General features: G+C 55.8%; 24 protein-coding genes. 4 read left to right on the top strand and 20 right to left on the bottom strand.

Annotated features, from left to right (window positions below; genetic code table 11):
• Positions 1 to 102: 102 nt before the first annotated feature.
• Genes ntrC through dusB form a run of 3 tightly spaced genes read right to left on the bottom strand, consistent with a single transcriptional unit; the run spans position 103 to position 3,715 of the window.
• A complete protein-coding gene (gene ntrC, locus BLM14_RS08580; RefSeq protein WP_099998987.1) occupies positions 103 to 1,563 on the bottom strand; it encodes a nitrogen regulation protein NR(I) in 1,461 nt (486 codons plus the stop codon).
• A gap of 2 nt (positions 1,564 to 1,565) precedes the next feature.
• Positions 1,566 to 2,720 carry a two-component system sensor histidine kinase NtrB gene (locus tag BLM14_RS08575; protein ID WP_099998986.1) on the bottom strand — a complete coding sequence of 385 codons (1,155 nt, stop codon included), beginning with the start codon at positions 2,718 to 2,720 and terminating at the stop codon, positions 1,566 to 1,568.
• Positions 2,720 to 3,715, bottom strand: a complete 996-nt coding sequence (gene dusB, locus BLM14_RS08570; RefSeq protein ID WP_099998985.1) for a tRNA dihydrouridine synthase DusB — start codon at positions 3,713 to 3,715, stop codon at positions 2,720 to 2,722. Before dusB ends, BLM14_RS08575 begins: the two co-directional genes overlap by 1 nt.
• Positions 3,716 to 3,919: 204 nt before the next feature.
• On the opposite strand from dusB, the gene BLM14_RS08565 reads away from it, so the two are divergent.
• Together BLM14_RS08565 and BLM14_RS08560 are read left to right on the top strand one after the other, a co-directional pair.
• Positions 3,920 to 5,113 (top strand): bifunctional 2-C-methyl-D-erythritol 4-phosphate cytidylyltransferase/2-C-methyl-D-erythritol 2,4-cyclodiphosphate synthase, encoded by a 1,194-nt coding sequence (locus tag BLM14_RS08565; RefSeq protein WP_100001130.1) that lies wholly within the window; start codon positions 3,920 to 3,922, stop codon positions 5,111 to 5,113.
• Complete coding sequence (locus tag BLM14_RS08560) at positions 5,110 to 5,628, top strand: CinA family protein (protein ID WP_099998984.1); 519 nt, start codon at positions 5,110 to 5,112, stop codon at positions 5,626 to 5,628. The genes BLM14_RS08565 and BLM14_RS08560 overlap by 4 nt, the downstream gene beginning before the upstream one ends.
• Here the strand turns inward: BLM14_RS08560 and BLM14_RS08555 are convergent.
• From BLM14_RS08555 to BLM14_RS08490, 14 genes are all read right to left on the bottom strand, one after another.
• Entirely contained in the window at positions 5,593 to 6,021 is a 429-nt protein-coding gene (locus tag BLM14_RS08555) for a GNAT family N-acetyltransferase (RefSeq protein WP_099998983.1), read from the bottom strand. The two genes, BLM14_RS08560 and BLM14_RS08555, sit on opposite strands and share 36 nt — an antisense overlap.
• 14 nt (positions 6,022 to 6,035) lie before the next feature.
• Complete coding sequence (locus BLM14_RS08550) at positions 6,036 to 6,509, bottom strand: type II toxin-antitoxin system RatA family toxin (RefSeq protein WP_099998982.1); 474 nt, start codon at positions 6,507 to 6,509, stop codon at positions 6,036 to 6,038.
• Between the two features lie 3 nt (positions 6,510 to 6,512).
• On the bottom strand, positions 6,513 to 7,478 hold the full coding sequence (lipA, locus tag BLM14_RS08545; protein WP_099998981.1) for a lipoyl synthase: 966 nt from the start codon (positions 7,476 to 7,478) through the stop codon (positions 6,513 to 6,515).
• Positions 7,479 to 7,498: 20 nt separating this feature from the next.
• Complete coding sequence (locus BLM14_RS08540; protein WP_099998980.1) at positions 7,499 to 7,777, bottom strand: GlsB/YeaQ/YmgE family stress response membrane protein; 279 nt, start codon at positions 7,775 to 7,777, stop codon at positions 7,499 to 7,501.
• Between the two features lie 15 nt (positions 7,778 to 7,792).
• Complete coding sequence (locus BLM14_RS08535; protein ID WP_099998979.1) at positions 7,793 to 8,065, bottom strand: hypothetical protein; 273 nt, start codon at positions 8,063 to 8,065, stop codon at positions 7,793 to 7,795.
• Between the two features lie 13 nt (positions 8,066 to 8,078).
• Positions 8,079 to 9,524, bottom strand: a complete 1,446-nt coding sequence (lpdA, locus tag BLM14_RS08530; protein ID WP_099998978.1) for a dihydrolipoyl dehydrogenase — start codon at positions 9,522 to 9,524, stop codon at positions 8,079 to 8,081.
• Positions 9,525 to 9,542: 18 nt separating this feature from the next.
• On the bottom strand, positions 9,543 to 10,181 hold the full coding sequence (locus tag BLM14_RS08525; protein WP_099998977.1) for an SGNH/GDSL hydrolase family protein: 639 nt from the start codon (positions 10,179 to 10,181) through the stop codon (positions 9,543 to 9,545).
• Positions 10,182 to 10,189: 8 nt separating this feature from the next.
• The gene (locus BLM14_RS08520; RefSeq protein WP_099998976.1) at positions 10,190 to 11,548 is read right to left on the bottom strand and encodes a pyruvate dehydrogenase complex dihydrolipoamide acetyltransferase; all 1,359 of its coding nucleotides are present in this window, start codon (positions 11,546 to 11,548) and stop codon (positions 10,190 to 10,192) included.
• Positions 11,549 to 11,564: 16 nt separating this feature from the next.
• Positions 11,565 to 12,953, bottom strand: coding sequence for a pyruvate dehydrogenase complex E1 component subunit beta (locus tag BLM14_RS08515; RefSeq protein WP_099998975.1), 1,389 nt, complete (start codon positions 12,951 to 12,953; stop codon positions 11,565 to 11,567).
• Positions 12,954 to 12,967: 14 nt separating this feature from the next.
• The gene (pdhA, locus tag BLM14_RS08510; protein ID WP_099998974.1) at positions 12,968 to 13,999 is read right to left on the bottom strand and encodes a pyruvate dehydrogenase (acetyl-transferring) E1 component subunit alpha; all 1,032 of its coding nucleotides are present in this window, start codon (positions 13,997 to 13,999) and stop codon (positions 12,968 to 12,970) included.
• Between the two features lie 128 nt (positions 14,000 to 14,127).
• Positions 14,128 to 14,460 carry an FtsB family cell division protein gene (locus BLM14_RS08505; RefSeq protein WP_100001129.1) on the bottom strand — a complete coding sequence of 111 codons (333 nt, stop codon included), beginning with the start codon at positions 14,458 to 14,460 and terminating at the stop codon, positions 14,128 to 14,130.
• Positions 14,461 to 14,621: 161 nt separating this feature from the next.
• Entirely contained in the window at positions 14,622 to 15,899 is a 1,278-nt protein-coding gene (gene eno, locus BLM14_RS08500; RefSeq protein WP_099998973.1) for a phosphopyruvate hydratase, read from the bottom strand.
• A gap of 151 nt (positions 15,900 to 16,050) precedes the next feature.
• Positions 16,051 to 16,884, bottom strand: coding sequence for a 3-deoxy-8-phosphooctulonate synthase (gene kdsA / locus BLM14_RS08495; RefSeq protein WP_099998972.1), 834 nt, complete (start codon positions 16,882 to 16,884; stop codon positions 16,051 to 16,053).
• Complete coding sequence (locus BLM14_RS08490) at positions 16,881 to 17,774, bottom strand: VOC family protein (protein ID WP_100001127.1); 894 nt, start codon at positions 17,772 to 17,774, stop codon at positions 16,881 to 16,883. The genes kdsA and BLM14_RS08490 overlap by 4 nt, the downstream gene beginning before the upstream one ends.
• A gap of 337 nt (positions 17,775 to 18,111) precedes the next feature.
• On the opposite strand from BLM14_RS08490, the gene BLM14_RS08485 reads away from it, so the two are divergent.
• Both BLM14_RS08485 and BLM14_RS08480 read left to right on the top strand, forming a co-directional pair.
• A complete protein-coding gene (locus tag BLM14_RS08485; protein ID WP_099998971.1) occupies positions 18,112 to 19,674 on the top strand; it encodes a hypothetical protein in 1,563 nt (520 codons plus the stop codon).
• Between the two features lie 60 nt (positions 19,675 to 19,734).
• The gene (locus tag BLM14_RS08480) at positions 19,735 to 21,351 is read left to right on the top strand and encodes a glycosyl hydrolase family 65 domain-containing protein (protein ID WP_157929501.1); all 1,617 of its coding nucleotides are present in this window, start codon (positions 19,735 to 19,737) and stop codon (positions 21,349 to 21,351) included.
• 68 nt (positions 21,352 to 21,419) lie between these two features.
• Here BLM14_RS08480 and BLM14_RS08475 read toward each other — a convergent pair whose 3' ends face one another.
• The 3 genes from BLM14_RS08475 to secG form a co-directional block, all read right to left on the bottom strand.
• A complete protein-coding gene (locus BLM14_RS08475) occupies positions 21,420 to 23,048 on the bottom strand; it encodes a CTP synthase (RefSeq protein ID WP_099998969.1) in 1,629 nt (542 codons plus the stop codon).
• 145 nt (positions 23,049 to 23,193) lie between these two features.
• Positions 23,194 to 23,871 (bottom strand): L,D-transpeptidase, encoded by a 678-nt coding sequence (locus BLM14_RS08470; protein WP_100001125.1) that lies wholly within the window; start codon positions 23,869 to 23,871, stop codon positions 23,194 to 23,196.
• 209 nt (positions 23,872 to 24,080) lie between these two features.
• The gene (gene secG / locus BLM14_RS08465) at positions 24,081 to 24,572 is read right to left on the bottom strand and encodes a preprotein translocase subunit SecG (RefSeq protein WP_099998968.1); all 492 of its coding nucleotides are present in this window, start codon (positions 24,570 to 24,572) and stop codon (positions 24,081 to 24,083) included.
• Positions 24,573 to 24,615 lie beyond the last annotated feature (43 nt).

Genomic DNA, 24,615 nt, shown 5'->3' with positions numbered 1-24,615 from the left:
ATATTCCACTCGTTACAATTTTATCATTTATGGATATTGAACAAGAACGCCAAGGCGACAGACGTTGCTTAACAATTCCCTAATGGATCGACGAGAACCGCGCTATCGGTCGCTCTTGGTGTTTTTGTAGATATTGACACCCAGTTCGCGAATTTTCTTACGCAGTGTATTGCGGTTGAGCCCGAGCAATTCAGCCGCCTTGATCTGATTTCCGTGCGTAGCCGTGAGACAGGAAAGTATCAAAGGATACTCAACATCCTCAAGTACGCGCTGATAAAGGCCCGCCGGTGGCAGGTCGTCCCCATAAGACAGGAAGTAGCGCTGCATGTTGAGTTCGACAGCTTGGGCAATGGTGATATCTTCGTTCGCCATAGCATTCGAGGAGGGCTCGCTTGGCCGCAGATCGGCTTTCAGTTCGGCTTCGATGACTTCCGCGTTGATCTCCTCCTGCGGATAAAGCGCGGCCAGGCGCCGGACGAGATTTTCAAGCTCGCGCACATTGCCGGCCCATGGATAGCGCCGCATGAGATCAAGGCCGTCGGCCGTGATGCGCTTTTCAGGCAGTCCATCCTTCGCCGCCATCTTGAAGAAGTGCCGGACGAGATCAGGGATATCCTCGCCGCGCTCGCGCAATGGCGGCAAACGCAGCGGCACCACATTGAGGCGGTAATAGAGATCTTCGCGAAACAGCCCCTGATTGATCAGGGTACGCAGATCCTTGTTGGTCGCGGCGACGATGCGCACGTCGGTCTTGATCGGCGTACGGCCGCCAACGGTCATGTATTCGCCCTGCTGCAGCACGCGCAGGAGCCGGGTCTGCGCCTCCATCGGCATGTCGCCGATCTCATCGAGGAACAGCGTACCGCCGTCTGCCTGTTCAAAGCGACCGCTCGACCGGTTCTGGGCGCCGGTGAAGGCGCCGCGCTCGTGGCCAAACAGCTCGGATTCGATCAGATCGCGTGGGATTGCGGCCATGTTGATGGCGACGAACGGTCCCTTGCGCCGCCGTCCATATTCATGCAGCGCCCGTGCGACGAGTTCCTTGCCTGTACCGGATTCACCGGAGATCATGACCGTCAGGTCTGTCTGCATCATGCGGGCAAGAACACGATAGATGTCCTGCATTGCGGGTGAACGCCCCACGAGCGGCATCGTGTCCGGTTGTTCGTCGGCAGCCCACTTTTCGGGCTTTTTCTTGGGCTCCGACAGTGCACGGCCAACGATGCTGACGAGTTCTGTCAGGTCGAACGGCTTGGGCAAATATTCATAGGCGCCTGCTTCCGACGCGCGGATGGCGGTCATGAAGGTGTTCTGCGCACTCATGACGATGACAGGAAGGTCGGGGCGTGATTTCTTGATGCGTGGCAAAAGATCGAAGGCATTTTCGTCAGGCATCACCACATCGGTGATTACCAGATCGCCATCGCCCGCCGATATCCAGCGCCACAAAGTGGCTGCATTGGAAGTGATCCGGACGTCATAGCCAGCACGGGAAAGCGCCTGATTGAGAACTGTTCTGATTGCCGCGTCGTCATCCGCGACGAGAATGCTGCCCAAACTCATGATCAGGATCCCGCTTTCTTGGAGTATGGATTTTCGTCCGCATGGTCGTCATCAAGCGGACCGCTCTGCCAGGCAGGCATGAGAATTCTGAACGTCGTCTTCCGCGGCACGGAATCGCATTCGATGACGCCGCCATGGTCACCGACAATTTTGGCAACGAGCGCAAGACCAAGCCCTGAACCATTGGGCTTTGTCGTCACGAAGGGATCGAACAGGTGGGGCATGATATCGGGCGATACGCCAGCGCCCGTATCCTGGACCGTAAACTCAAGCGGCAGAGAGACGCGATTGCGCATACCCGGAACCGAAAGGCGGATGCCTGGCCGGAATGCTGTCGAGAGCGTGATTTCGCCCGATTCATTCGCGCCGATCGACTCGGCCGCGTTCTTCACGAGATTGAGGAAAATCTGAACAAGTTGATCGCGATTGGCGAAGACATAGGGTAGAGACGGATCGTAATCCTCATGGAATTTGATATGGCTGGCAAAGCCATTCTTGGCGATGGCTTTGACGTGATCGAGGACCACGTGGATATTTACTGCTTCGCGCTCAATGGGGCGTTCGTCCGAGAAAACTTCCATTCGATCGACGAGCGACACGATCCGGTCAGTCTCATCGGTGATCAGCCGTGTCAGGGCGCGGTCATCGTCGTTCAGGCCGGTCTCAAGCAATTGTGCAGCGCCGCGAATGCCGGACAGCGGGTTCTTGATCTCATGAGCCAGCATGGATGCAAGACCAGTCACGGAACGTGCCGCACCACGATGCGTCATTTGGCGGTCGAGCTTTTCGGCCATGGACCGTTCCTTGAACAGGATAACGATCGAACCGGGTGACTCGCTTACCGGCGTCACGTAGAGATCGACAATACGGTCCTGACCAAGTCGCGGCGACGAGACGTCGACACGGTACTCGTTTACTGGAGACGGGCTTTCACGCACCTGTTTGACAAGTGCGAGCAGCGGGCTGCCGAACGGCAGGAGCATATCGAGCGTGTTGCGGCTCAAAATGCTGGCACTGGACCGGAAAAACGCTTCGGCGTCGGCATTGGCGTAGGAAATATAACCTGCGTCATCGAGCATGATCACCGGATGTCGGATGGAGTTCAGGACGATGCCTGCCAACCGGTCTTCCAGCACGAATTTGTCTGACGCTGTCATTACGCTACCTTTTTCATTTCATCGGCATTCGGTCGAGACAGCGCAGCGTGGAGACGCCTTGCCACCTGACGCGGATTCGTTTCCGTCATGATCGAACCCCGCTCGGCAGGACTGATACCGACACCATGCATTTCCAGATACCAGCCGAGGTGCTTGCGGGCATGACGAATGCCGGTGGGCTCGCCATAATGCACAAGCATGGCTTCGTAGTGCGCGACCGCATAGTCGGCGATCATGTCACTGGCATCCTGCCCGACTCCGTCGACGATAGTTCCCGGCAACCAGGGCTGACCGTAGGAGCCACGCCCGACCATCAAGGCATCGGCGCCCGACGCTTCGAGAATCGAAACCGCATCCTGCCGGTTCAACACATCGCCATTGGCGACAAGTGGAATCGAGACCACATTCTTGACAGCCCGAATGGCGTTCCAATCGGCCTTGCCTTCGTAGAACTGGCAGCGGGTCCGGCCGTGAACCGTGACCATCTGCACACCTGCCTGCTCTGCCCGGGCAGCAAGTTCAGGCGCGTTGATTGTGTCATCATCCCAGCCAAGCCGCATTTTCAGTGTCACCGGAACGCTGACAGCTCCGATCGTCGCCTCGATCAGCATCAGGGCATGATCGAGGTCGCGCATCAGCGCCGAACCGGACAGGCCGCCGGTCACCTTCTTGGCTGGACAACCCATGTTGATATCGATGATATGTGCGCCCTCGCCTTCGGCAATGCGCGCAGCTTCCGCCATCCACCTGGCTTCACGTCCTGCAATCTGCACGACATGCGTGCCAAGCCCATCGCCTTTCAGACGCAACAGATTTCCGCGTTCACGCGTACAGAGCTCGGCGCTGGCAACCATTTCGGAGACGACCATTCCAGCACCGGCCTGCCAAGCCAATTGGCGAAATGGCAGGTCGGAAACACCCGACATAGGCGCCAGAAATACGCGGTTGCGCAAAAGCACACCGCCTACTTCCAATGGTTCCTTCAGTTCGATCACGCTTGGTCTGCCTGTTTCGTATGCAATTTTACAATAGCCTATCCTTTAGACAGGATCGTGCCTCTTCGCAAGGCAAAGAGCGTCGTTCCCTGACCGGATTTCGACCTCCTTTCGACTCAAACCTCTGGTCTTTCGGCTTGGCAAAGGGTAACGCAGTTCGACATCACGGAGAGAAGCGTGCCGGTTAAGACTGATGACAAGAAAATGCGGGTAGCCGCCGTCATTGTGGCGGCTGGGCGCGGAGAGCGCGCGGGCCAAAGCGTTGAAGGACCAAAGCAATACCGCAAGATTGGCGGAGAGGCCGTTTTGGCGCACACGCTTCGTGCGTTCCTCGATTGTCCGCTGGTCGATCGTGTCGTCGTTGTCATCCATAAGGAAGACGAGGCACTGTTTGCCCAAGCCACCGGAGACTTTGCCGCTAGCATTACTTCGGTAACAGGCGGACCGACCCGCCAGGAATCAACCCGCCTCGGACTTCTGGCGCTCAAGGACATGATGCCTGACCACGTGCTGATTCACGATGGCGTGCGTCCCTTCATTTCGGCTGACCTTCTGGAGCGGGTCATTTTCAATCTGACACCGCACATTGGCGTCCTGCCGGTTCTTGCTGTCTCGGATACGTTGAAGGCGGCGGGGAATGATGCAATGGTCAGCGCGACAGTGCCGCGCGCCGGCCTCTATGCTGCACAGACGCCGCAAGCCTTCCCCTATTTGCCGATCCTCACTGCGCACGACGCGGCGTTCGCCGCCGGTCGCTCCGATTTCACCGACGATTCGGCTATTGCCGAATGGCATGGCTTACCGGTGCGGATCGTCGAAGGATCGGCCGATAACACGAAATTGACCTGGGCAAAGGATATCGATATGGCCGATGATCGTCTGTCACAGAAGCTTTCCGCCTATCCGGATGTGCGCACAGGAAACGGCTATGACGTGCATGCATTCGAGCCGGGCAACGGCGTGATGCTTGCCGGTGTCTTCATCGAACATGATTGCAAGCTTTCCGGACATTCCGATGCGGACGTGGCGTTGCATGCGCTGACAGATGCCTTGCTGGCGACGCGCGGTGCGGGCGATATAGGCACACATTTTCCACCGTCCGATCCGCAGTGGAAAGGCGCCGCCTCGCATATATTCGTGGAACATGCGGTGAAGATCGTCAAAGAGGCCGGCGGCCGGATTGCCAACGCAGACATCACACTGATCTGCGAAGCGCCGAAAGTCGGCCCGCATCGTGAAGCGATGACTGCTGCATTATCGAAGATGCTGGGCATTACGCCTGATCGTATTTCAGTTAAGGCCACTACCAATGAAAAGCTCGGATTCATTGGCCGTAAGGAAGGCATCGCCGCGATTGCCACAGCTTCCGTCATCTATCCCGGAGGATTGCCGGAATGAGCGGTCTTATTGCAGAAGCCAAGGCAATAGCGGTGCTTGAAGCTTGCCGGCGCAAAGGTGTTCTGCTTGCAACTGCCGAGTCCTGCACCGGAGGTATGATCGCAGCTTCTCTTACGGATATTGGCGGTTCATCCGATGTCGTTGATCGTGGTTTTGTCACTTATTCCAACGAGGCCAAGCACGAAATGCTCGGCGTCCCGCTCGAACTGATAGCCGCACATGGCGCGGTATCAGAGGAAGTTGCGCTTGCCATGGCTGCAGGCGCCCTCTCCCATTCGCGCGCCGGAATTGCTGTCTCAGTCACGGGAATTGCCGGACCCGGCGGTGGCTCGGACACGAAGCCGGTTGGCCTCGTCTGGTTTGGGCTGGCCGTCAAGGGAAAGCCGCCAATGGCGATACGCCATATATTTGACGATCACGGACGCGCGTCGATACGGCAAGCCGCCGTCAATAAGGCACTCGATTGGATCCTGGCGGGTCTAGGATCGCTGAACCCGAAAGGCCATGCCGATTGACTCTGGCGCAACCGGCTCAAATCCGAACTTTGCATAGAGATATTTGGCGGGACCGTCTGCGATCAGACTGACATAGGCGCTGTCAGGCGCCTCGGTTTGCACAAAATCAATGAGGCTCGAAACGATGATCTTGCCCAAGCCCTTACCCTGGTGGGCGGGATCAACGGCGATATCCACAATCTGATAGAAACAGCCATTGTCACCAACGACACGGCCCATGGCGACGGTGTCCTCCTGATGGCGAATGGTTGCCGCATAGATCGTATTGGGCAGGCCCTTTTCTGCAGCTTCCTGGCTCTTGAGGCTCATTCCGGCGATTTCACGCAAACGCCGATAATCCTCGACAGAGGGCGTGCCGATATGAAGCTGATACTCCGGGTTTTCGTGTTCCATATCAGAATTATCCTTCAGACTACGGGCGATTTCTCGCCTTTGCCATAGATCGCGTCGGCGCGTTTTTCAAACGCCTCAGTGAATTTCCGAAACGCGATGTCGAACATAGAGCCCATGAGAAAACCGAGCGTGCGGCTCTTGAATTCGTAGTCGATGTAAAATTTCACGGTGGAATGTTCCGGATTGACATCGGGAACGAACTGCCAACGGTTGTCGAGATAGCGGAACGGCCCATCGATATATTTGGTCAAGATGACTTTTTCTTCGGGCTTCAACAATACCTGACTGGTGAAGGTCTCGCGTATCAGTTTGTAACCAACGGTCATGTCAGCAATCAGCAAGGTCTTGCCGTGGCTTTCCTTGCGGGAACGCACTTTCAGGCTTTCGCACATTGGCAGGAATTGCGGATAGCTTTCGACATCAGCGACCAGATCGAACATCTGCTCGGCCCGATGGACAACAGGACGGATCGTTTCAAATTTCGGCATCGATCAGGTACGGCTTGCGTGCAGCGCCTCGCGTGCCGCCCTCAGCTTGGCAAAGTCTTCACCGGCATGGTGCGACGAACGTGTCAGCGGGCTCGAAGCAACGACCAGGAAACCCTTGGTCTTGGCAATCGTCGCATAAGACTTGAATTCATCCGGCGTCACGTAGTTAAGCACGGGGTGGTGCTTCCGTGTCGGCTGCAGGTACTGGCCGATGGTCATGAAGTCCACATCGGCAGACCGCAAATCGTCCATCAACTGCAGCACTTCATTCCGCTCTTCGCCAAGGCCGACCATGATGCCCGACTTGGTGAAAATCGTTGGATCGATCTCTTTCACGCGCTGCAACAGCCGGATGGAATGGAAGTAGCGGGCACCTGGGCGGACCTTCAGATAATTAGAGGGCACAGTTTCGAGATTGTGGTTGAACACATCAGGGCGGGCAGCAACAACAATCTCAAGGGCACCTTCCTTGCGCAGGAAATCAGGCGTCAGGATCTCGATAGTGGTTCCGGGCGAAATGCGGCGGATCGCGTGGATCACCTCGGCGAAATGCTGGGCCCCGCCATCCGCAAGATCGTCGCGATCGACGGAAGTGATAACCACATGCGACAAGCCCATCTTCAGGACTGCCTTGCCGACATTTTCCGGCTCTTCCCGATCAAGTGCAGTCGGCAGTCCCGTCGCCACGTTGCAGAAGGCACAGGCGCGCGTACAAATTTCGCCCATGATCATGAACGTTGCGTGCTTTTTGTCCCAGCATTCGCCAATATTGGGACAACCGGCTTCTTCGCACACAGTGACCAGATTGTGCGACCGCACAATGTCCCGTGTTTCCGAATAGCCTTTTGACACGGGGGCCTTGACCCTGATCCAGTCCGGTTTCTTGAGAATCTCCGAATCCGGGCGATGCGCCTTCTCGGGATGACGAAGGCGCCGCTTTTGATCGATCGTGTCGAGTACCGTTACCATAGTGTATCCTAGCTTGTGGCCTAGCTTGCGGCCCTGGTCCTGCCAAAGACCCAAAGAATGAGGATTGCGCCCGCCGTCGCAACGATCAGATTTCCAAGAAATCCATAGAAATTGAAGTTCAACAGTCCTGCCAGCGTGCCACCGACAAAGGAACCGGCTATGCCGACAAGAATGTTGGTGAGAAGACCGTGATCACGCTTCATTGCCTTTTCGGCGATATAACCGGCAATGAAGCCAATTACCAGCATTCCAAAGAACCCGACACCGGGCATGCCCATGATACCGACTGGCTGATCCATCTGTTTCTCCCCTCGCTAGCGCCCTGATGCGATTGCAATGGCGCGTAACACCAGAGCCCATATAGCACCGAAAAGAAAACCACCCAACCCGCAGGCAAAGGTCACTATCCACACACCCGTCCAACCGCCAATCGCTATTCCATTGATCGATATGGTGTTACCGGAAACCAGACTCAAGGTGGACGGCACAAACCCGAGCAAGAGACCGATGAGCGTCGACCATTTGAGGATCAGCCATGACAAGCTGATCCAGGGTCTGCCGTCCTTGATCGTGACCAATGAATCCAAAATCCTTTCGCGATCAGGCGTTCAACACCCGGCCGTAAGCATCCAGCACGCTTTCCTTCATCATTTCTGACAAGGTTGGGTGCGGGAAGACCGTATGCATCAATTCTTCTTCAGTCGTTTCGAGATTCATGGCGACGACGAATCCCTGGATCAATTCCGTGACTTCTGCACCGACCATATGGGCGCCGATCAACTGGCCCGTCTTCTTGTCGAAGATGGTCTTGATGAGACCCTGATCTTCACCAAGTGCGATCGCCTTGCCGTTCGCCGCGAACGGGAAACGGCCGACGCGAATCTCGCGACCACCCTCCTTTGCCCTCGCCTCGGTCAGACCAACCGAAGCAACCTGAGGCTGGCAATAGGTGCAACCCGGAATCTTGTCCTTTTCCAGGGCATGGACGCCCGGAACATTGGCGATCTTCTCGACGCAGATCACGCCTTCATGCTCCGCCTTGTGCGCCAGCATGGGCGGACCGGCAACATCGCCGATTGCATAGATGCCCGGCACGTTGGTCTTGCCGTAGCCGTCAGTCACGATGCACCCGCGGTCGGTCTTTACGCCCAAAGCCTCCAGTCCAAGATTTTCGATATTGCCTTGAACACCGACAGCGGAAATCAGGCGTTCCGCCGTGATCTTGTCCACCTTGCCATCCTTAGTCTCGACATGAGCAGTAATCGAATTGGCGGCTTTCTCGACCTTCGTCACCTTGGCGTCCGTAATGATCTTCATGCCCTGCTTTTCGAATTGCTTGCGGGCAAAGGCTGAGATTTCTGCGTCCTCGATAGGCATGACGGTCGGCAGCAGCTCGACGACTGTCACCTCGGCACCCATGGTCCGATAGAAGGAGGCAAATTCGATTCCAATGGCGCCGGATCCCATGACAACCAGGGATTTCGGCATTTCCGGTGGCACCATGGCCTCGAAATAAGTCCAGATCAGCTTACCATCCGGCTCGATGCCGGGCAGCGCGCGCGGACGGGCACCGGTCGCAAGGATAATATGCTTAGCCGTATAAGTACCTTCGCCCAGCGCATTTTTCGGTAGTGGATTTTGCGGTTCCATAGGCTTCTTTGACGTCTTGGCGACAACGATCTCGCCAGGCTTGGACAACTTGGCTTCACCCCAGATCACATCGACCTTGTTCTTCTTCATCAGAAAGCCAATGCCGGCATTGAGACGGGCGGAGACGCCGCGCGAGCGCTGGACGACGGCTTTGACATCTGCAGAAATCTTGCCTTCGATGGTCAGGCCATAGTCCTTGGCGTGCTGGCCGTAATGAAAGATTTCGGCCGAACGCAGCAGCGCTTTGGTCGGAATGCAACCCCAATTGAGGCAGATACCACCGAGGTGTTCTCGCTCGACGATTGCAGTCTTGAAACCAAGCTGGGCGGAGCGAACGGCGGTGACGTAGCCGCCAGGGCCCGAACCAATGATGATCACGTCGTAATTATTGGCCAAGACCTTGGTCCTCCTAGATTAAAGATCGAGTATGTCTCGAACGATGGGTGCAACAGCTTTGCCGATTGCCCGTGTATTGTCTGCATCAAGATGAACGCCATCCACGGACGACGTCGCTGCGACCGAACCGGCGTCAAAAAACGTACAACCGGCAAGTGACGCAGCATTTTTATAGAAGCCGGCTAATAAGTGCGACTGCTCGATGCCGTCTTCAAATATCAGTCTGAATTCTTCGCCGCCGGCCTTGCCGAGAGGTGGTGGCGACATGATCAACACCCGCGGCGCCTCGGCACCAAATTGATAAGGCGACGTGCGGACAATTTCGATCAACCGTTGCATACCGCGCTTGGCACCCAAAGCATTGCCGCAGAGGACATGCTTCATATCGTTGGTACCAAGCATGATAATGACGAGATCGAGCGGAAAATGTGTGCCAAGCGCCGTAGTCAATGTCTTGGCCGCATTGCGCTCGAACCCCGACAGATGATCGTCATAGGCAGTCGTGCGGCCGTTCAAACCGTCCGCGATGACATGAACGCCGTTACCGAGTTCAGCCTGAAGCACCTGCGGCCAACGATCCCTGAATGCATGGCGACCCGATCCATCGGGAATATAACCCCAAGTCAGCGAGTCGCCATAACAAAGGACGGTTTTCATATCGGTTCTCAGACCAGCATGCCCATCGGATTTTCAATGTGGCGCTTGAAGGCCTGCGCCAGTTCTGCTCCCAAGGCACCGTCAACTGCACGATGATCCGTCGAAAGTGTCACGGACATGACAGTAGCAACCTTGATCTCGCCCTTCTTGACAACTGCACGCTCCTCGCCCGCGCCAACCGCGAGAATGGTTGCGTGCGGCGGGTTGATGATAGCGGCGAAATCCTTGACGCCGAACATGCCGAGATTGGACACCGCTGTCGTGCCGCCCTGATACTCTTCAGGCTTCAGCTTGCGATCACGGGCCCGTTTGGCCAGGTCCTTCATTTCATTCGAAATGGCCGAAAGCGTCTTCTCCTCTGCCTTGCGAATGATCGGCGTGATCAGTCCGCCCGGGATCGACACGGCAACACCCACATCAGAATGCTTGTGTTTGACCATGTTCGAGTCTGTCCACGATACATTCGCTTCCGGAACATCGCGCAGAGCAAGGGCCATCGCCTTGATGATCATGTCGTTGACGGACAGCTTGTATGCCGGGACATCGCCTTTTTCCGTCTTGCGCATCGGCGAAGCCGCGTTGATCTGCGCGCGCAGTGCGAGAAGTGCATCGAGTTCGCAATCCAGCGTCAGATAGAAATGCGGTACCGTCGACTTGGCCTCCAGCAGACGCTTGGCAATGGTCTTGCGCATGCCATCATGCGGCACGAGCTCGTACGAACTTGGCTCGAACAGCTTGAGCACGGCATCGTCGGACATGGGTTTCGGTGCCGCAGGTGCTGCCGGTGCGGAAGCTGCCGCAGTTGGAACGGCTTTTGCGCCACCGCCGGCAATCGCGGCTTCCACGTCTTTCTTGATGACGCGGCCATGCGGGCCGGAACCCGCAACAGCAGCAAGATCAATGCCGGCATCCTTGGCGATACGACGGGCCAAGGGTGAAGAGAACGGACGATCGCCTGCCTTTGCGGGTGCAGAAGATGCCACCGGCGCGGGAGCTGCTTCTGCCTTTGGCGCCTCGGGCTTTGCCGCAACAGGAGCGGCCTCAGCCTTCGTTTCTTCCTTTGGCGCTTCGGCTTTGGCCGGAGCCGCATCGGCACCGCCCTTGGCGGCAGTGGCCGCATCCTCGCCCTCACCCGCCAGAATTGCGATCAGTGCGTTGACCTTGACACCTTCAGTGCCCGCGGGAACCACGATCTTGGCAACAGTGCCTTCATCGACCGCTTCGACTTCCATCGTCGCCTTGTCGGTTTCGATCTCGGCGATCACATCGCCGGGTCCAACCTTATCGCCTTCCTTGACGAGCCATTTGGCAAGATTGCCTTCTTCCATCGTGGGAGAAAGCGCCGGCATGGTGATATTAATCGGCATATCGGTTTCCTCCCTATTACGCTGTGTAGGTCACAGCTTTGACGGCATCGACAATTTCCTTGACGTTCGGCAGGGCGAGCTTTTCCAGGTTCGCCGCGTAAGGCATCGGCACATCCTTGCCCGCAATCGTCAGCACTGGCGCGTCGAGATAGTCGAAGGCCTGCTGCATGACGCGGGTAGCGATTTCCGTACCAACGGAGGACTGCGGATAACCCTCCTCGATGGTGACGCAGCGCCCGGTCTTCTTGACTGATTCAATAACCGTGGGAATATCCATCGGCCGGATCGTGCGCAGATCGATGATCTCCGCATCGATGCCGAGCTTGGAGAGCTCCTCGGCGGCCTTGACCGTATAGTTCATGCCAATGCCGAAGGAGACGAGCGTAACATCCGTGCCCGTCTTGTGAATGCGGGCCTTGCCAATCGGCAGCACGAAATCATCAAGCTTCGGCACATCGAATGAATGGCCGTAGAGGATTTCGTTTTCGAGGAAGATAACCGGGTTCGGATCCCGGATGGCTGCCTTGAGCAGACCTTTCGCATCGGCAGCCGTATAGGGCATGACGACCTTCAGGCCAGGAATGTGGCTGTACCAGGCGGCGTAACATTGGGAATGCTGGGCTGCGACACGCGATGCCGCGCCACTAGGTCCGCGGAAAACCATCGGAGCACCCATCTGACCACCGGACATATAGAGTGTCTTGGCGGCAGAGTTGAGAATTTGGTCGATTGCCTGCATGGCGAAGTTGAAAGTCATGAACTCGACGATGGGGCGCAACCCTGTCATCGCCGCACCCACACCAACACCGGCAAAACCGTGTTCGGTAATCGGCGTGTCAACGACGCGGCGCGGGCCGAATTCATCAAGCAAGCCCTGCGTGATCTTGTAGGCACCCTGATATTCGGCGACTTCTTCACCCATGATGAAGACATCGGGATCGCGGCGCATCTCTTCCGCCATGGCGTCGCGCAGTGCTTCACGGACGGTCGTCGAGACCATTTCAGTGCCAGCAGGAATGTCCGGATCCGCAACGACTTCCGACTTTGGTGCGGCAGGAACCGAGGCGACAGGTGCTTCAGCGGCTGCTTCCTGCTTCGGCGCTTCTTCCGCCTTGGCAGGCGCTTCGGCAGCTTTCGGCGCGCTGACGGCATCGGCGCTTTCGCCTTCGCCAAGCAGAACGGCGATGATAGTGTTCACCTTTACGCCGTCCGTGCCTTCGGCAACAAGAATCTTGCCGATTGTGCCTTCATCGACAGCTTCGACTTCCATAGTTGCCTTGTCGGTTTCGATTTCCGCGAGAATGTCACCGGAGGTGACCTTGTCGCCTTCCTTTTTCAGCCATTTGGATAGCTTGCCCTCTTCCATGGTAGGCGAGAGCGCTGGCATCAAAATATCTACAGGCATTTGTTACGCCTCCCTTAGAGCAGAATGTCGGTGTAAAGCTCGGATGCATCCGGCTCCGGATCGGACTGGGCGAAATCGGCAGCATCAGCCACAATGTCGCGTACGTCTTTGTCAATCTTCTTCAGATCGTCCTCAGTGGACCATCCCTTTTCGATCAACCGGTTCTTCACCTGCTCAATGGGATCGTGATCGGAGCGCATCTTCTGCACTTCGTCCTTGGAACGGTATTTGGCCGGGTCCGACATGGAGTGGCCGCGATACCGGTAAGTCTGCATTTCCAGGATCATCGGGCCTTTGCCCGAGCGTGCCCAGGCGGCAGCCTCTTCGCCCGCTGCATTGACCGCGCGCACATCCATGCCATCGACCTGAATGCCGGGAATGTTGAAGGAAATGCCGCGCTTGGAGAAATCGGTCTCTGCCGATGCCCGGGAAACCGAAGTACCCATGGCATAACGGTTGTTTTCAATGATGTAGATGACCGGCAACTTCCATAGCGACGCCATGTTGAAGCTTTCGTAGACCTGGCCCTGATTGGCAGCTCCATCACCGAAATAAGCCAGCGATACGTTGCCATTGTCGCGGTAGCGGTTGGCAAATGCGAGGCCCGTTCCGAGCGAGACCTGTGCACCGACGATACCGTGACCACCGTAGAAATGCTTCTCCTTGGAGAACATGTGCATGGACCCGCCCTTGCCCTTGGACAGACCGCCGCGACGTCCGGTCAGTTCGGCCATGACACCGCGCGCACTCATACCGCAAGCCAACATGTGGCCGTGATCACGGTAGCCGGTGATGACCTGATCGCCTTCCTTCAGCGACATCTGCATACCGGTCACGACTGCTTCCTGACCGATGTAGAGATGGCAGAAACCACCGATGAAGCCCATGCCGTAGAGTTGGCCTGCCTTTTCTTCGAAACGGCGGATCAGCAGCATCTGGCGGTATGCTTCGAGCTCTTGCTCTTTGGTGAACTGGATTGGTTTTGGTGCTTTGACAGCAGAGGTCTGCGCGGATCGCGCAGGGCTTTTTTTCGCCCTCGTGGCCATATCTCACTCCCTGTGATTTGGTCGCATGAGAATAGCAGCAGGGACAGAACTTACAATATGCAGAATCGAATAAGTGCTATGCAAATAAGATGTTCAAAATACAGAGGAAAAGGGCGATTAACCGAAATTCAGTTAATAGCAAGATCGCCGGAGCCACGCATTATTGTGACTTCGTCCGGGCGGGAAACATTCAATGCCTTGCGGGCCTGTTCGTCTAGCATATCCCTCTCAATCGTACCATCATGCATAAGTTGCACCTGCCGTTCAAGCTCTGTGCGCGAAGCCGTGACTGCATCAAGCTGCGCCTGAAGCAATTTGGTCTGTTCCTGCAATTTGATCGCCGAATAGAGTCCGTATTCGCCGTGATAGGCGTGAAAGCCGAAATAGGCAAAGAACATCGCCGCCAGAAGCGGAACGATCACGCGTCCACGATTGGTTTTTCGTCTCTGTTTGGTCCACATTGCAGATGACCCGGAACGTTGCGGAATCAGGTCACGATGGCCCGATTTGTCACCCGCCAATAAGACTATGTTTTGCTTAACAGGGGATTACCGCCGCTACCTGACCAAGCAAAATGGCGGGTACTAGCCCCGCCATTTCAATGCTCGTCGAACGCTCAGTGTCAGGCGTTGCGGAAAATCGCGCGGCCGGCATAGCGAGCCTGCGGTCCCAGCTCTTCCTCGATGCGGATCAGCTGGTTGTATTTCGCGACCCGGTCAGAGCGGGCGAGCGAGCCGGTCTTGATCTGTCCGCAATTGGTGGCAACGGCGAGATCGGCGATCGTTGAATCTTCCGTTTCACCCGAGCGATGCGACATCACCGCGGTATAGGCCGCGCGGTGCGCAGTATCCACGGCATCCAACGTTTCGGACAGCGTGCCGATCTGGTTGACCTTGACGAGGATGGAATTTGCAACACCCATTTTGATGCCATCGCGCAGACGGGCCGAATTGGTCACAAACAGATCGTCACCGACGAGCTGGCACTTGTTGCCAACGAGATCAGTCAGGTATTTCCAGCCTTCCCAGTCATCTTCCGCCATGCCATCTTCGATGGTGATGATGGGATAGTCGCCGACCAGCTTGGCAAGGTATTTTGCCTGGGTCTTGGGATCGCGGGACTTCTTTTCCCCGTCATAGACGTAGTTGCCATCCTTGAAGAATTCGGTCGAGGCGCAATCAAGGCCGATGGCGATTTCTTCGCCTGGCTTGAAACCCGCCTTTTCGATGGACTCCATGATGAAGTCCAATGCAGCCTGTGCCGTCTTGAGGTTTGGCGCGAAACCACCTTCATCGCCAACATTCGTGTTGTGGCCTGCATCCTTGAGGCGCTTCTTCAGCGTGTGGAAAACTTCGGAGCCATAGCGTACCGCTTCCGCGATCGACGATGCGCCAACCGGCAGGATCATGAACTCCTGGAAATCGATCGGATTGTCGGCATGGGCGCCGCCGTTGATGATGTTCATCATCGGCACCGGCAACACGTGGGCGCTTGGGCCACCAAGATAGCGATAAAGTGGCAGTCCGGAAGCTTCAGCAGCAGCTTTTGCAACGGCAAGCGAAACGCCGAGGATCGCATTTGCGCCAAGACGGCTCTTGTTCGGCGTACCATCGAGATCGATCATCGTCTGATCGATGTGGATCTGGTTTTCTGCCTCAAGACCGCCGATGGCGTCGAACAATTCGCCATTGACCGCGTCGACAGCCTTCTGCACGCCCTTGCCAAGATAACGTAGTCCACCATCGCGCAGTTCAACGGCTTCATGTGCACCCGTCGATGCGCCGGAAGGAACCGCTGCACGGCCCTGGGAACCGTCTTCGAGAATGACATCGACCTCAACAGTCGGATTCCCGCGACTATCCAGAATTTCACGGCCAATAATATCGACAATAGCAGTCATTGGGGCATTTCCCTTTCAATTAGCATTGTGCAGCGTTGGGCTGGCCACTGAATAGCGAATGAAGATGACAAGGAAAATCCCCACAAAGAAGAATTGTGGACCAAAACAGAAAAAAGGCCGTCAGTGATGGCCTTTCTTCGAAAAACAGCGACTAAACCGCTTTCGCAATCCGATCGAATTCAAGGAGCTTTTCAAGAAGACGCGGCATCTGGTCGAGCGGCACCATATTCGGACCGTCGGATGGTGCATTATCCGGATCCTGATGCGTCTCGATGAAGACACCTGCAACGCCAACGGCGACGGCGGCACGCGCCAGTGTTTCCACGAATTCGCGCTGACCGCCGGTAGAGCCACCTTGCCCGCCCGGCTGCTGCACAGAATGGGTCGCATCGAAGACCACTGGCGTACCAAAACTCGCCATGATCGGCAGCGAACGCATATCTGAGACGAGCGTGTTATAGCCGAAGGAGGCACCACGTTCGGTCACCATGACATTCGGATTGCCGCTTTCCGTGACTTTCGCCACAACATTCTTCATGTCCCAGGGAGCGAGGAACTGACCTTTTTTGATGTTGACGATCTTGCCTGTCTTCGCAGCCGCGATCAGGAGATCGGTCTGACGGCACAGAAAGGCGGGAATCTGCAACACATCGACCACTTCGCCAAGGATGGCGCATTGCTCTTCCGTATGCACATCGGTCAGTGTTGGCAGGCCGAGTTCCTTGCGAATATCGGCAAAAACCGGCAGTGAATTTTCCAGGCCAAACCCACGCTTGCCCGTCAGTGAAGTGCGGTTTGCCTTGTCGAAGCTGGACTTGTAGACGAGACCAATCCCCAGTTTCCCCGTCAGTTCCTTCAACGCGCCTGCCATGTCGAATGCATGCTGGCGGCTTTCCATCTGGCAGGGACCGGCAATCAGCGACAATTGTCCAGTGTTGGAGAAAGCAACATTTCCGGCAGAAACGGTGGAATTCAGGGACATCAGGAGGCCTCAAATGCGATGGCAGCGCCCTGCCCTGGTGCCTTGTGCACAATCAGGCGGGAGCCACGCTTGTCGAAGGGAATATTGTTCTTGGAGAGCAGAGATTCAACTGCAACGAGATCACGAACGGCAAGCACAAAAGCCTGCAAGCGCAAACCGCGTTCGGTTTCCGACGCTTCGACACCAAAGAATGAGCGCAAGCCCTGAGGTGTCAACACCGTCACATTGGCATTGGCGCTGCGCAAATCCATGCCGAACGAATGTGCATTGACGTCGCGCTGGTTGATGACTTCCTGCAACGGGTATTGGAAGTCCGTTGGATTGACTTCGGACAGAACGACCTCGCGCAGGGCAACAGCGGTGTTTTCATGGATCTGGAGTGCCGTGCGATCAACCTTCGGCGTGTTGACCCGCTCACAGGTGAAGAAGAAGGCATCGGGCGCGCGCAGATCGGCAGCAAAAGCCAGGCGGAATCCGGCAACATCTTCCCTGCCATCGGGCGTTCTGAAAGGCCTCGAGAAACTTAGCTTACTGCCTGCGGATATGCCGGCTTGCACGAAAGCATCGTGATCTGCCCCGGCATCCTGTGTGCCCATGACAAGCGCGGAAAAACCTTCATTGCCGTTGCGAAACCGGTAGGCCTGATCCCGCGCAACAAAGACATTGCCATTTCTGGCTTCAGCCTCGCAGGTTTCCCGTTGGCCAACCGCCAGTAATTCAAGAAAACTGTCGTCGCCGAAGAAGACGCAGACGTTCTCCGTGCCGAAAGGATGTTTCCCGAGCGGAGCAACGACAAAGCCCAGCTGTTCCAGTCGCGCTCGTGCAACATCAAGGTCTGCTGTCGGCAGAACCAGATGATCGACGGGACGAGGCGTACGCGGGGCGTTGCTCATGATGGAAAAGGATTTGGCTGATGCAAAGCAAAATGGCAAGGCCCAAATCGAATTCCAGCTCCGCACGCGCGCCCTTCTGGTAGCCTTTTGCAGGCAATGTCATAATCGCAGTAATAAGAACCGGCGCGATGTTAGACCAAGGTATAATTCGATATCTCAACGCGCGTCTTGCCAACCACCACAATACTACATACTAATCGTTTGAATTACCACTAATAGCTACTATATATACTTTAGTATAATCGCTTCGAATTGAGGTTATCTCGGACGTCACATTCTGATTTCGACTGCATGGCGACAATCAAAAATATTACTTTATGAATTTTGGGAGGAATACATGATTTTCAGGACCACATTCGTTGTGGGTTTGATCGGTTGCGCCGTGCTCGCCGGTTGTAATGGGTCCGGGTCTGACAGCAAAACCGAGCAAACACCAGGTTCAACGTTCACGCAACAAGCAACGTCCGACGCAGCAACAATTGCGCGATTGACCGGCGAACTTAACAATTTGCGCGATACAAGCACCAAAGAATTGCAAGTCCAACAGGATACGATCACGGGATTGAAGGCGCTGCTGGATGGCCTGCCCGCGAACACCAAGGTCAGCGATATAGTCGCCGCGAACACGGAGCTCAAAGACCGGCTAAAGGGCCTTGATCAAAACAAGACTGTCGGTGATCTCCTGAAAGAGCTGGCCGGCCTTCAACAGCAATTGAATGATTTGCCGGGAGGCTCAAGTGTAAAAGACCTTACTGACGGGGTTAAGAAACTCGCGGCTCTTATAGAAGGCCTAGCGGAAAGCTCGACGCTGGATGAGACAATCTCGGCACTACAGGAAAGCTTGAAGGGTTTGCCCAAGGACAAAAAAGTTAGTGACCTCATTGCGGACATTGATCGCCTCAGCGCTTTGACCAAAGACCTGCCGAAGGATCCGACCGTCGCGGACCTCGATGCAAAACTCAAGAAGATGGGAGATGACCTCAAAAACGCATTGACGGCCCTCAATGCGCTGCTATCTGACAAACCGGACCCGCAAACGGAAACGGATATCCAGAACGCTATCACGCAACTGGGCAGGATCATCAATAAGCTGCGGGAAGATAACAAGCTGGCCCTGCAGCGCATTGCGGAACTTCAGCCGTCGATTGACCCTGCAAAAGCTCCCGCGCCGCCAAAGGACAACCTCGATAGCTGGGTTATCGTCAATCGGGATTTCAACGAGACGTTTACCCACCAGCCATTCGTTTCCAATGGCTACATCGGCATGCGCATCCCCGCCGCAGGCCAAGGCTACTGGCTGGGGTCAAGCGATCCGGATAATATCGGAATGTGGCCCTGGTATCCCGATGCATCAAGGAATGCGCGGTTTACGTCCAGCATGGTGGAGGGATTCTATGCCAGGGACAATGTCCACATGGCCACCCTGCCGACCTGGACAAGCCTGACCATCCGGGACGACAATGACGGCGCATTCTTTGATCCTCGATTTCTGGATAGAAGCAAGGTCTCGGACTACAAGCAAACCGTCGATGTGCGCAAGGGTCTGGTCACCACCTCGCTAGTCTGGACATCGCCAAACGACAATGGCGACAAAGTCCGAAAGAAAGTGCGCCTCACATGGACCGCTTTTGCGCACAGAACAAAGCAGCATCTGGGTGTGATCCGGCTGGATATTACCCCATTGAACTGGACAGGAAACATAAGTGTCCGCTCTTTTCTTGATTTGAATGGTATTCGCCTTGCGAGCAGAATCGAGAGTCAGAAATGGGAAGATGCCAGCGGCCTGGGCGCACAAGCTTCCATCACGGCTGATAATACCAGGTTCAAGGCAACCACCGCATTCAAAATGGAGATCCGCCTGCTGCCGGCGCTACCAATGCCTGGAACGACTCCAACGTAAGCGGGCTCTTCTGGAATTTCATGCCGAGCCAGGGTACGACCCTATACATTCACGAAATATGTGGGCATTTCCACTTCGGTAGATAGTGACCACATCGTGCAATTGGGCCGGAATGTCCCTCAATCAGTTCCCGACAGCGACAGAACGGTCAATGATTCGGCCAACAATATCGCAACGGCGGCCAAAACTGCGGGATATGACAAACTCTTGAAGGAACACATAGACGCTTGGGAAGCGATTTGGGCCTCGAGCAGCATCACGGTGGAAAATGCGCGGTTGCAGAGCATCATCAATTCCGCACAATACGAACTGTTGTCAAGCACCTATCCCGGCGCACGCGCCAGTATTCCGCCCGGTGGCCTTGCCGGCGTGGGCTATGGCGGCATGATATTCTGTGACGCCGAGACATGGATGATGCCCTATCTGCTTCTGACCCATCCGCAGTTGGCAAAATCCATTATCGATTATCGTTTCGACAATCTCCCGGAAGCGCGTGTGAACGTTACTGACACACGTTTCAACCAGGATCGAGGCATCCGTCCCCTTCGCGGTGCTTATTTTCCTTGGGTTTCGGGTACCGGCGCAATGGGCAGTGAGGCGGGCGACGGCGTTAGAGGCCGGCGTCAGCTGCACCTGCAAGCGGACATCGCCCTCGCCCAGCATCAATATTATGCGGCAACGGGCGACCGGGCTTTCCTGCAAAACCAGGCGTGGCCTATTCTCTCCGGCATTGCAGATTTCTACACGACACGCGTGACGCTAACCGCCGGAGGTTACGATTTGGAGCAGGTGACCGCACCGGACGAATATGTAGAGAACGTGAATACCGAAGCCTTTACCAACGGCTCGGCAATCAAAGCATTGGATTTGGCCATCGAAGCAGGCAAAATGTTGAACGAAACCATTCCCCCCCTATGGACAACCGTCCGCGACAATTTTGTGAAACCCATTGAAAGGGACGGTATTCACCTCGAGTACAGTACCTTTAGTAGATTCAATGAGAATAACCGCATCAAACAGGCGGATGTCGTGCTTTTGAAATACCCAATGGAATATCCGATGACAGATACCCTGGCGGGCAATGATCTGCAGTATTATGCATCGATAACAGACCCTGACGGGCCATCCATGACCGATGCCGTCTACGCGGTTGTCACTGCTGAACTTGGGAGCTGTGATTTCGACAGGTTTCTTGGAAGATCCTACGATGTCGCAATGGGGCCTTATCACCAATTCAATGAAACCCGGGTGCTCGACAGGTCTGCCGGGCAACAGGGGCCCACCAATATTTTTGTCACCGGCGCCGGCGGCTTTTTGCAAGGCGTGGGCATGGGCATGACCGGTTATCGCTTCCGCGACGATCGCATCGTGGTGAAGCCGATCCTGCCCACGGCAATCGAGGGACAACCTGCGACGCGCGTTTTCTTCAAGGGTTTGAAATGGCAGGGCCGTGAGTTCAATGTCGACATCGGTGCGACAGACACTTGGGTTACATTAACCAAGGGAGATGCCGCGCCGGTGCAGACTGGCGACAACCCTGATGAGCTGGTGACAGTGACGCAAGAGGCACCCCTGAAAATTCCGACACGCAAGCCTGTTCAGTTCAATGCGGATGGCACCAAAACCACTTTGCCCTGCCCTGCGCCCCAGCCGAGCAGCCTCATGCGGCTGCAATAGGCAGGGCGAAGATGATTATAGCAAAAGGCCCGGCAATCTGCCGGGCCTTTTGAACTCACTATGAGCGGTTAGACCAGTCTGCTTTGTGCCATTGCCGCATTGATGAATGAGGCAAACAGCGGATGCGGCTCAAACGGGCGCGATTTCAATTCCGGGTGGTACTGAACGCCAATGAACCAGGGATGGTCCGGATATTCGATGGTTTCTGGTAGGACGCCATCCGGCGACATACCGGAGAACACCAAACCACAATCCTCCAGACGATCCTTGTAATCGATATTGACTTCGTAGCGGTGGCGGTGGCGTTCGGAAATATCGGTCGAGCCATAGATATCCGCGATGCGCGTGCCCGATTTAAGCAGTGCTTCGTAGGCTCCCAGGCGCATGGTTCCGCCAAGGTCGCCCGATTGCGCCCGCTTTTCCAGCATGTTGCCCTTGAGCCATTCGGTCATCAGACCTACGACCGGTTCGCTCGTTGGGCCGAACTCACTCGATGATGCCTTTTCAACACCAGCAAGCGATCGCGCTGCCTCCAGCACGGCCATTTGCATGCCAAAGCAGATGCCGAAATACGGTACTTTCTTTTCGCGTGCGAATTTGGCAGCCAGAATCTTGCCTTCCGAGCCGCGTTCGCCAAAGCCGCCCGGAACCAGAATGCCATGTACTTTCTGCAGATAAGGCGCCGGGTCTTCCTGCTCGAAGATCTCCGATTCGATCCAGTCGAGATTGACCTTCACCTTGTTGGCCATGCCGCCATGGTGAAGCGCTTCTATCAGTGACTTGTAGGCGTCCTTGAGGCCGGTATATTTGCCGACAATGGCAATCGTGACCTCGCCTTCCGGATTGTGGATGCGCTGGCTGACTTCGTCCCAACGCTCCATGCGCGGCTTGGGCGCCGGATCGATGCCAAACGCAGCAAGGACTTCGGAATCAAGACCTTCCTTGTGGTAGGCCATCGGCACGTCATAGATTGTATCGACATCCAGCGCCTGAATGACAGCCGAGGCACGGACATTGCAGAACAGGGACAATTTGCGCCGCTCGGATTCCGGGATCTCGCGATCCGCACGAATAAGCAGGATATCCGGTGCGATGCCGATCGAACGCAATTCCTTGACGGAATGCTGGGTCGGCTTGGTCTTGAGTTCTCCAGCAGCCGGAATATAGGGCATCAGCGTCAAGTGAATATATACGGCGCTGCCGCGTGGCAGATCATTGCCAAGCTGGCGGATTGCCTCGAGAAAGGGCATGGCTTCAATATCGCCCACAGTGCCGCCGATCTCGCACAGGACGAAATCATACTCCTCGTTGCCTTCGACAATGAAGTTCTTGATCTCGTCCGTAACGTGCGGAATCACCTGAACGGTAGCGCCGAGATAATCACCCCTGCGCTCCTTCTCGATGATATTCCGGTAGATACGTCCGGTCGTGATGTTGTCCTGTTTGTTGGCAGGACGCCCCGTAAAGCGCTCATAGTGACCAAGATCAAGGTCAGTTTCAGCGCCATCGTCGGTCACAAAGACTTCGCCGTGCTGATACGGCGACATCGTGCCAGGGTCGACGTTGAGATAAGGGTCGAGCTTGCGAATCCGCACGCGGTATCCACGAGCCTGCAGGAGTGCCGCCAAAGCGGCTGCAGCGATGCCTTTTCCGAGGGAAGAAACCACGCCGCCAGTGATGAAAACATATCGGGCCATGGGCTTATCTCGTTAGTCCTTTGCAAGTGATTTGGCCACAAAAAAATCGGCAGATAAGCCGTTTTTCCCGTCCCAAATATTTTTCAATTCAAACGAAACGGCCAGACACGAGGTCTGGCCGTTTAAATATATTCAACGATTGTTCTTACAGAACAACTACTTCCGTGCCAACGCTAACACGATTATACAGGTCAATCACATGATCATTGACCATTCGAAAGCAGCCATTCGATGCGGAACTTCCGATGGTCCATGGCTGGATCGTGCCGTGAATACGCACATACGTATCCTTGTTTCCTTGCGACAGATAAAGGGCACGTGCACCGAGGGGATTGCCGGGGCCGCCGTCCATGCCGTGCTCATATTTGGCATAGTGGGCCGGCTCACGCTCGATCATTTCCTTGGTAGGAATCCAGCGTGGCCATTCGCGCTTGGTCTGGATTTTCGCGGTTCCCTTGAACTCCAGGCCTTCCTTGCCGACTGCAATGCCATAGCGGCGGGCACTGAAAGCCGACTCAACCAAATAGAGGAATTTTGCCTTTGGATCGATCACGATCGTCCCTGGCTTGTAGCCGGAGAAAGCAACGTCCTGGGGCATGTATTTCGGATCGATACCGTACTTCGTCTTGGCCTTGCCCTGGTTCGCAGGCTTGCGCACCTCGGCAACTTCGATCGGCTTGACTGCTGCGTCTGGATTTGCGGCCGCCTCAGAGGCGTTGCCGCCAAATGGATTCATGATTTTCTTGAGGATCGGTTCTGCCGATGCCGGGCCGGATAGCGCCAGGACTGACATTCCAACAAGCAGAGAGCGACGTGACAGCATAGTTTCAAATTCCCGCATAGATTGCACAACGCCCTCGCGGCGTTTGCCAGGCCCCCGAGGCCAACCTGATATCGCGATATCCGAAGACCGGATTCTTCTCAATGCAAATCGCTGTGAAGAACAGATCTGAATACGTCTTCCCCCTCAAGGGTTGCGGATACGCAACACATTCGTTGCGCCCCGCATAGACAGCATAATAGCAAACAGAACTATTGTGAATTCGGAACCGGATTTGCCGGCGCAGGGGTCACTGGAGCTGTTGGCGCAGGCAAGGTTGATTCGGGCGCAGCAGGCGCTGTTGTTCCAGGTGCGGCCGAGCCAGAAGCCGGTGCAGCAGGCGCATCAGACGACGGCGGAGTCGCGTTATTCGACGACGGTCCACCAAGCTGATTGAGAATGCCGCCGCTTGTTGGTGGCTGCTGGCCAGCGGGCTGATTGCCGGTCGTTGTTGGAATCCGGTTAAGAATATCGGTTGGGCTTTCGCTGTAGCGCGACATGATGCCGAGGGCCAAGGATGTAACAAAAAAGCCGGCCGCCAGAATTGCCGTGGCCCGTGTCAAGACATTTGCAGCACCGCGCGCAGTCATAAAGCCAGAACCTCCACCGATTCCAAGACCGCCGCCCTCAGAGCGCTGCATCAGCACGACGCCAACGAGGGCAAGTACAATCAGAAGATGAATGACGATAACGACGGTTTGCATGGGGTATTTTCTGCTTTCTAGGTGTCGGACGCGGCTCTTTACA

The organism is Phyllobacterium zundukense, assembly GCF_002764115.1.
In the GTDB taxonomy this organism is placed as follows: domain Bacteria; phylum Pseudomonadota; class Alphaproteobacteria; order Rhizobiales; family Rhizobiaceae; genus Phyllobacterium; species Phyllobacterium zundukense.
This window is presented reverse-complemented; position numbering and strand designations above follow the sequence as displayed.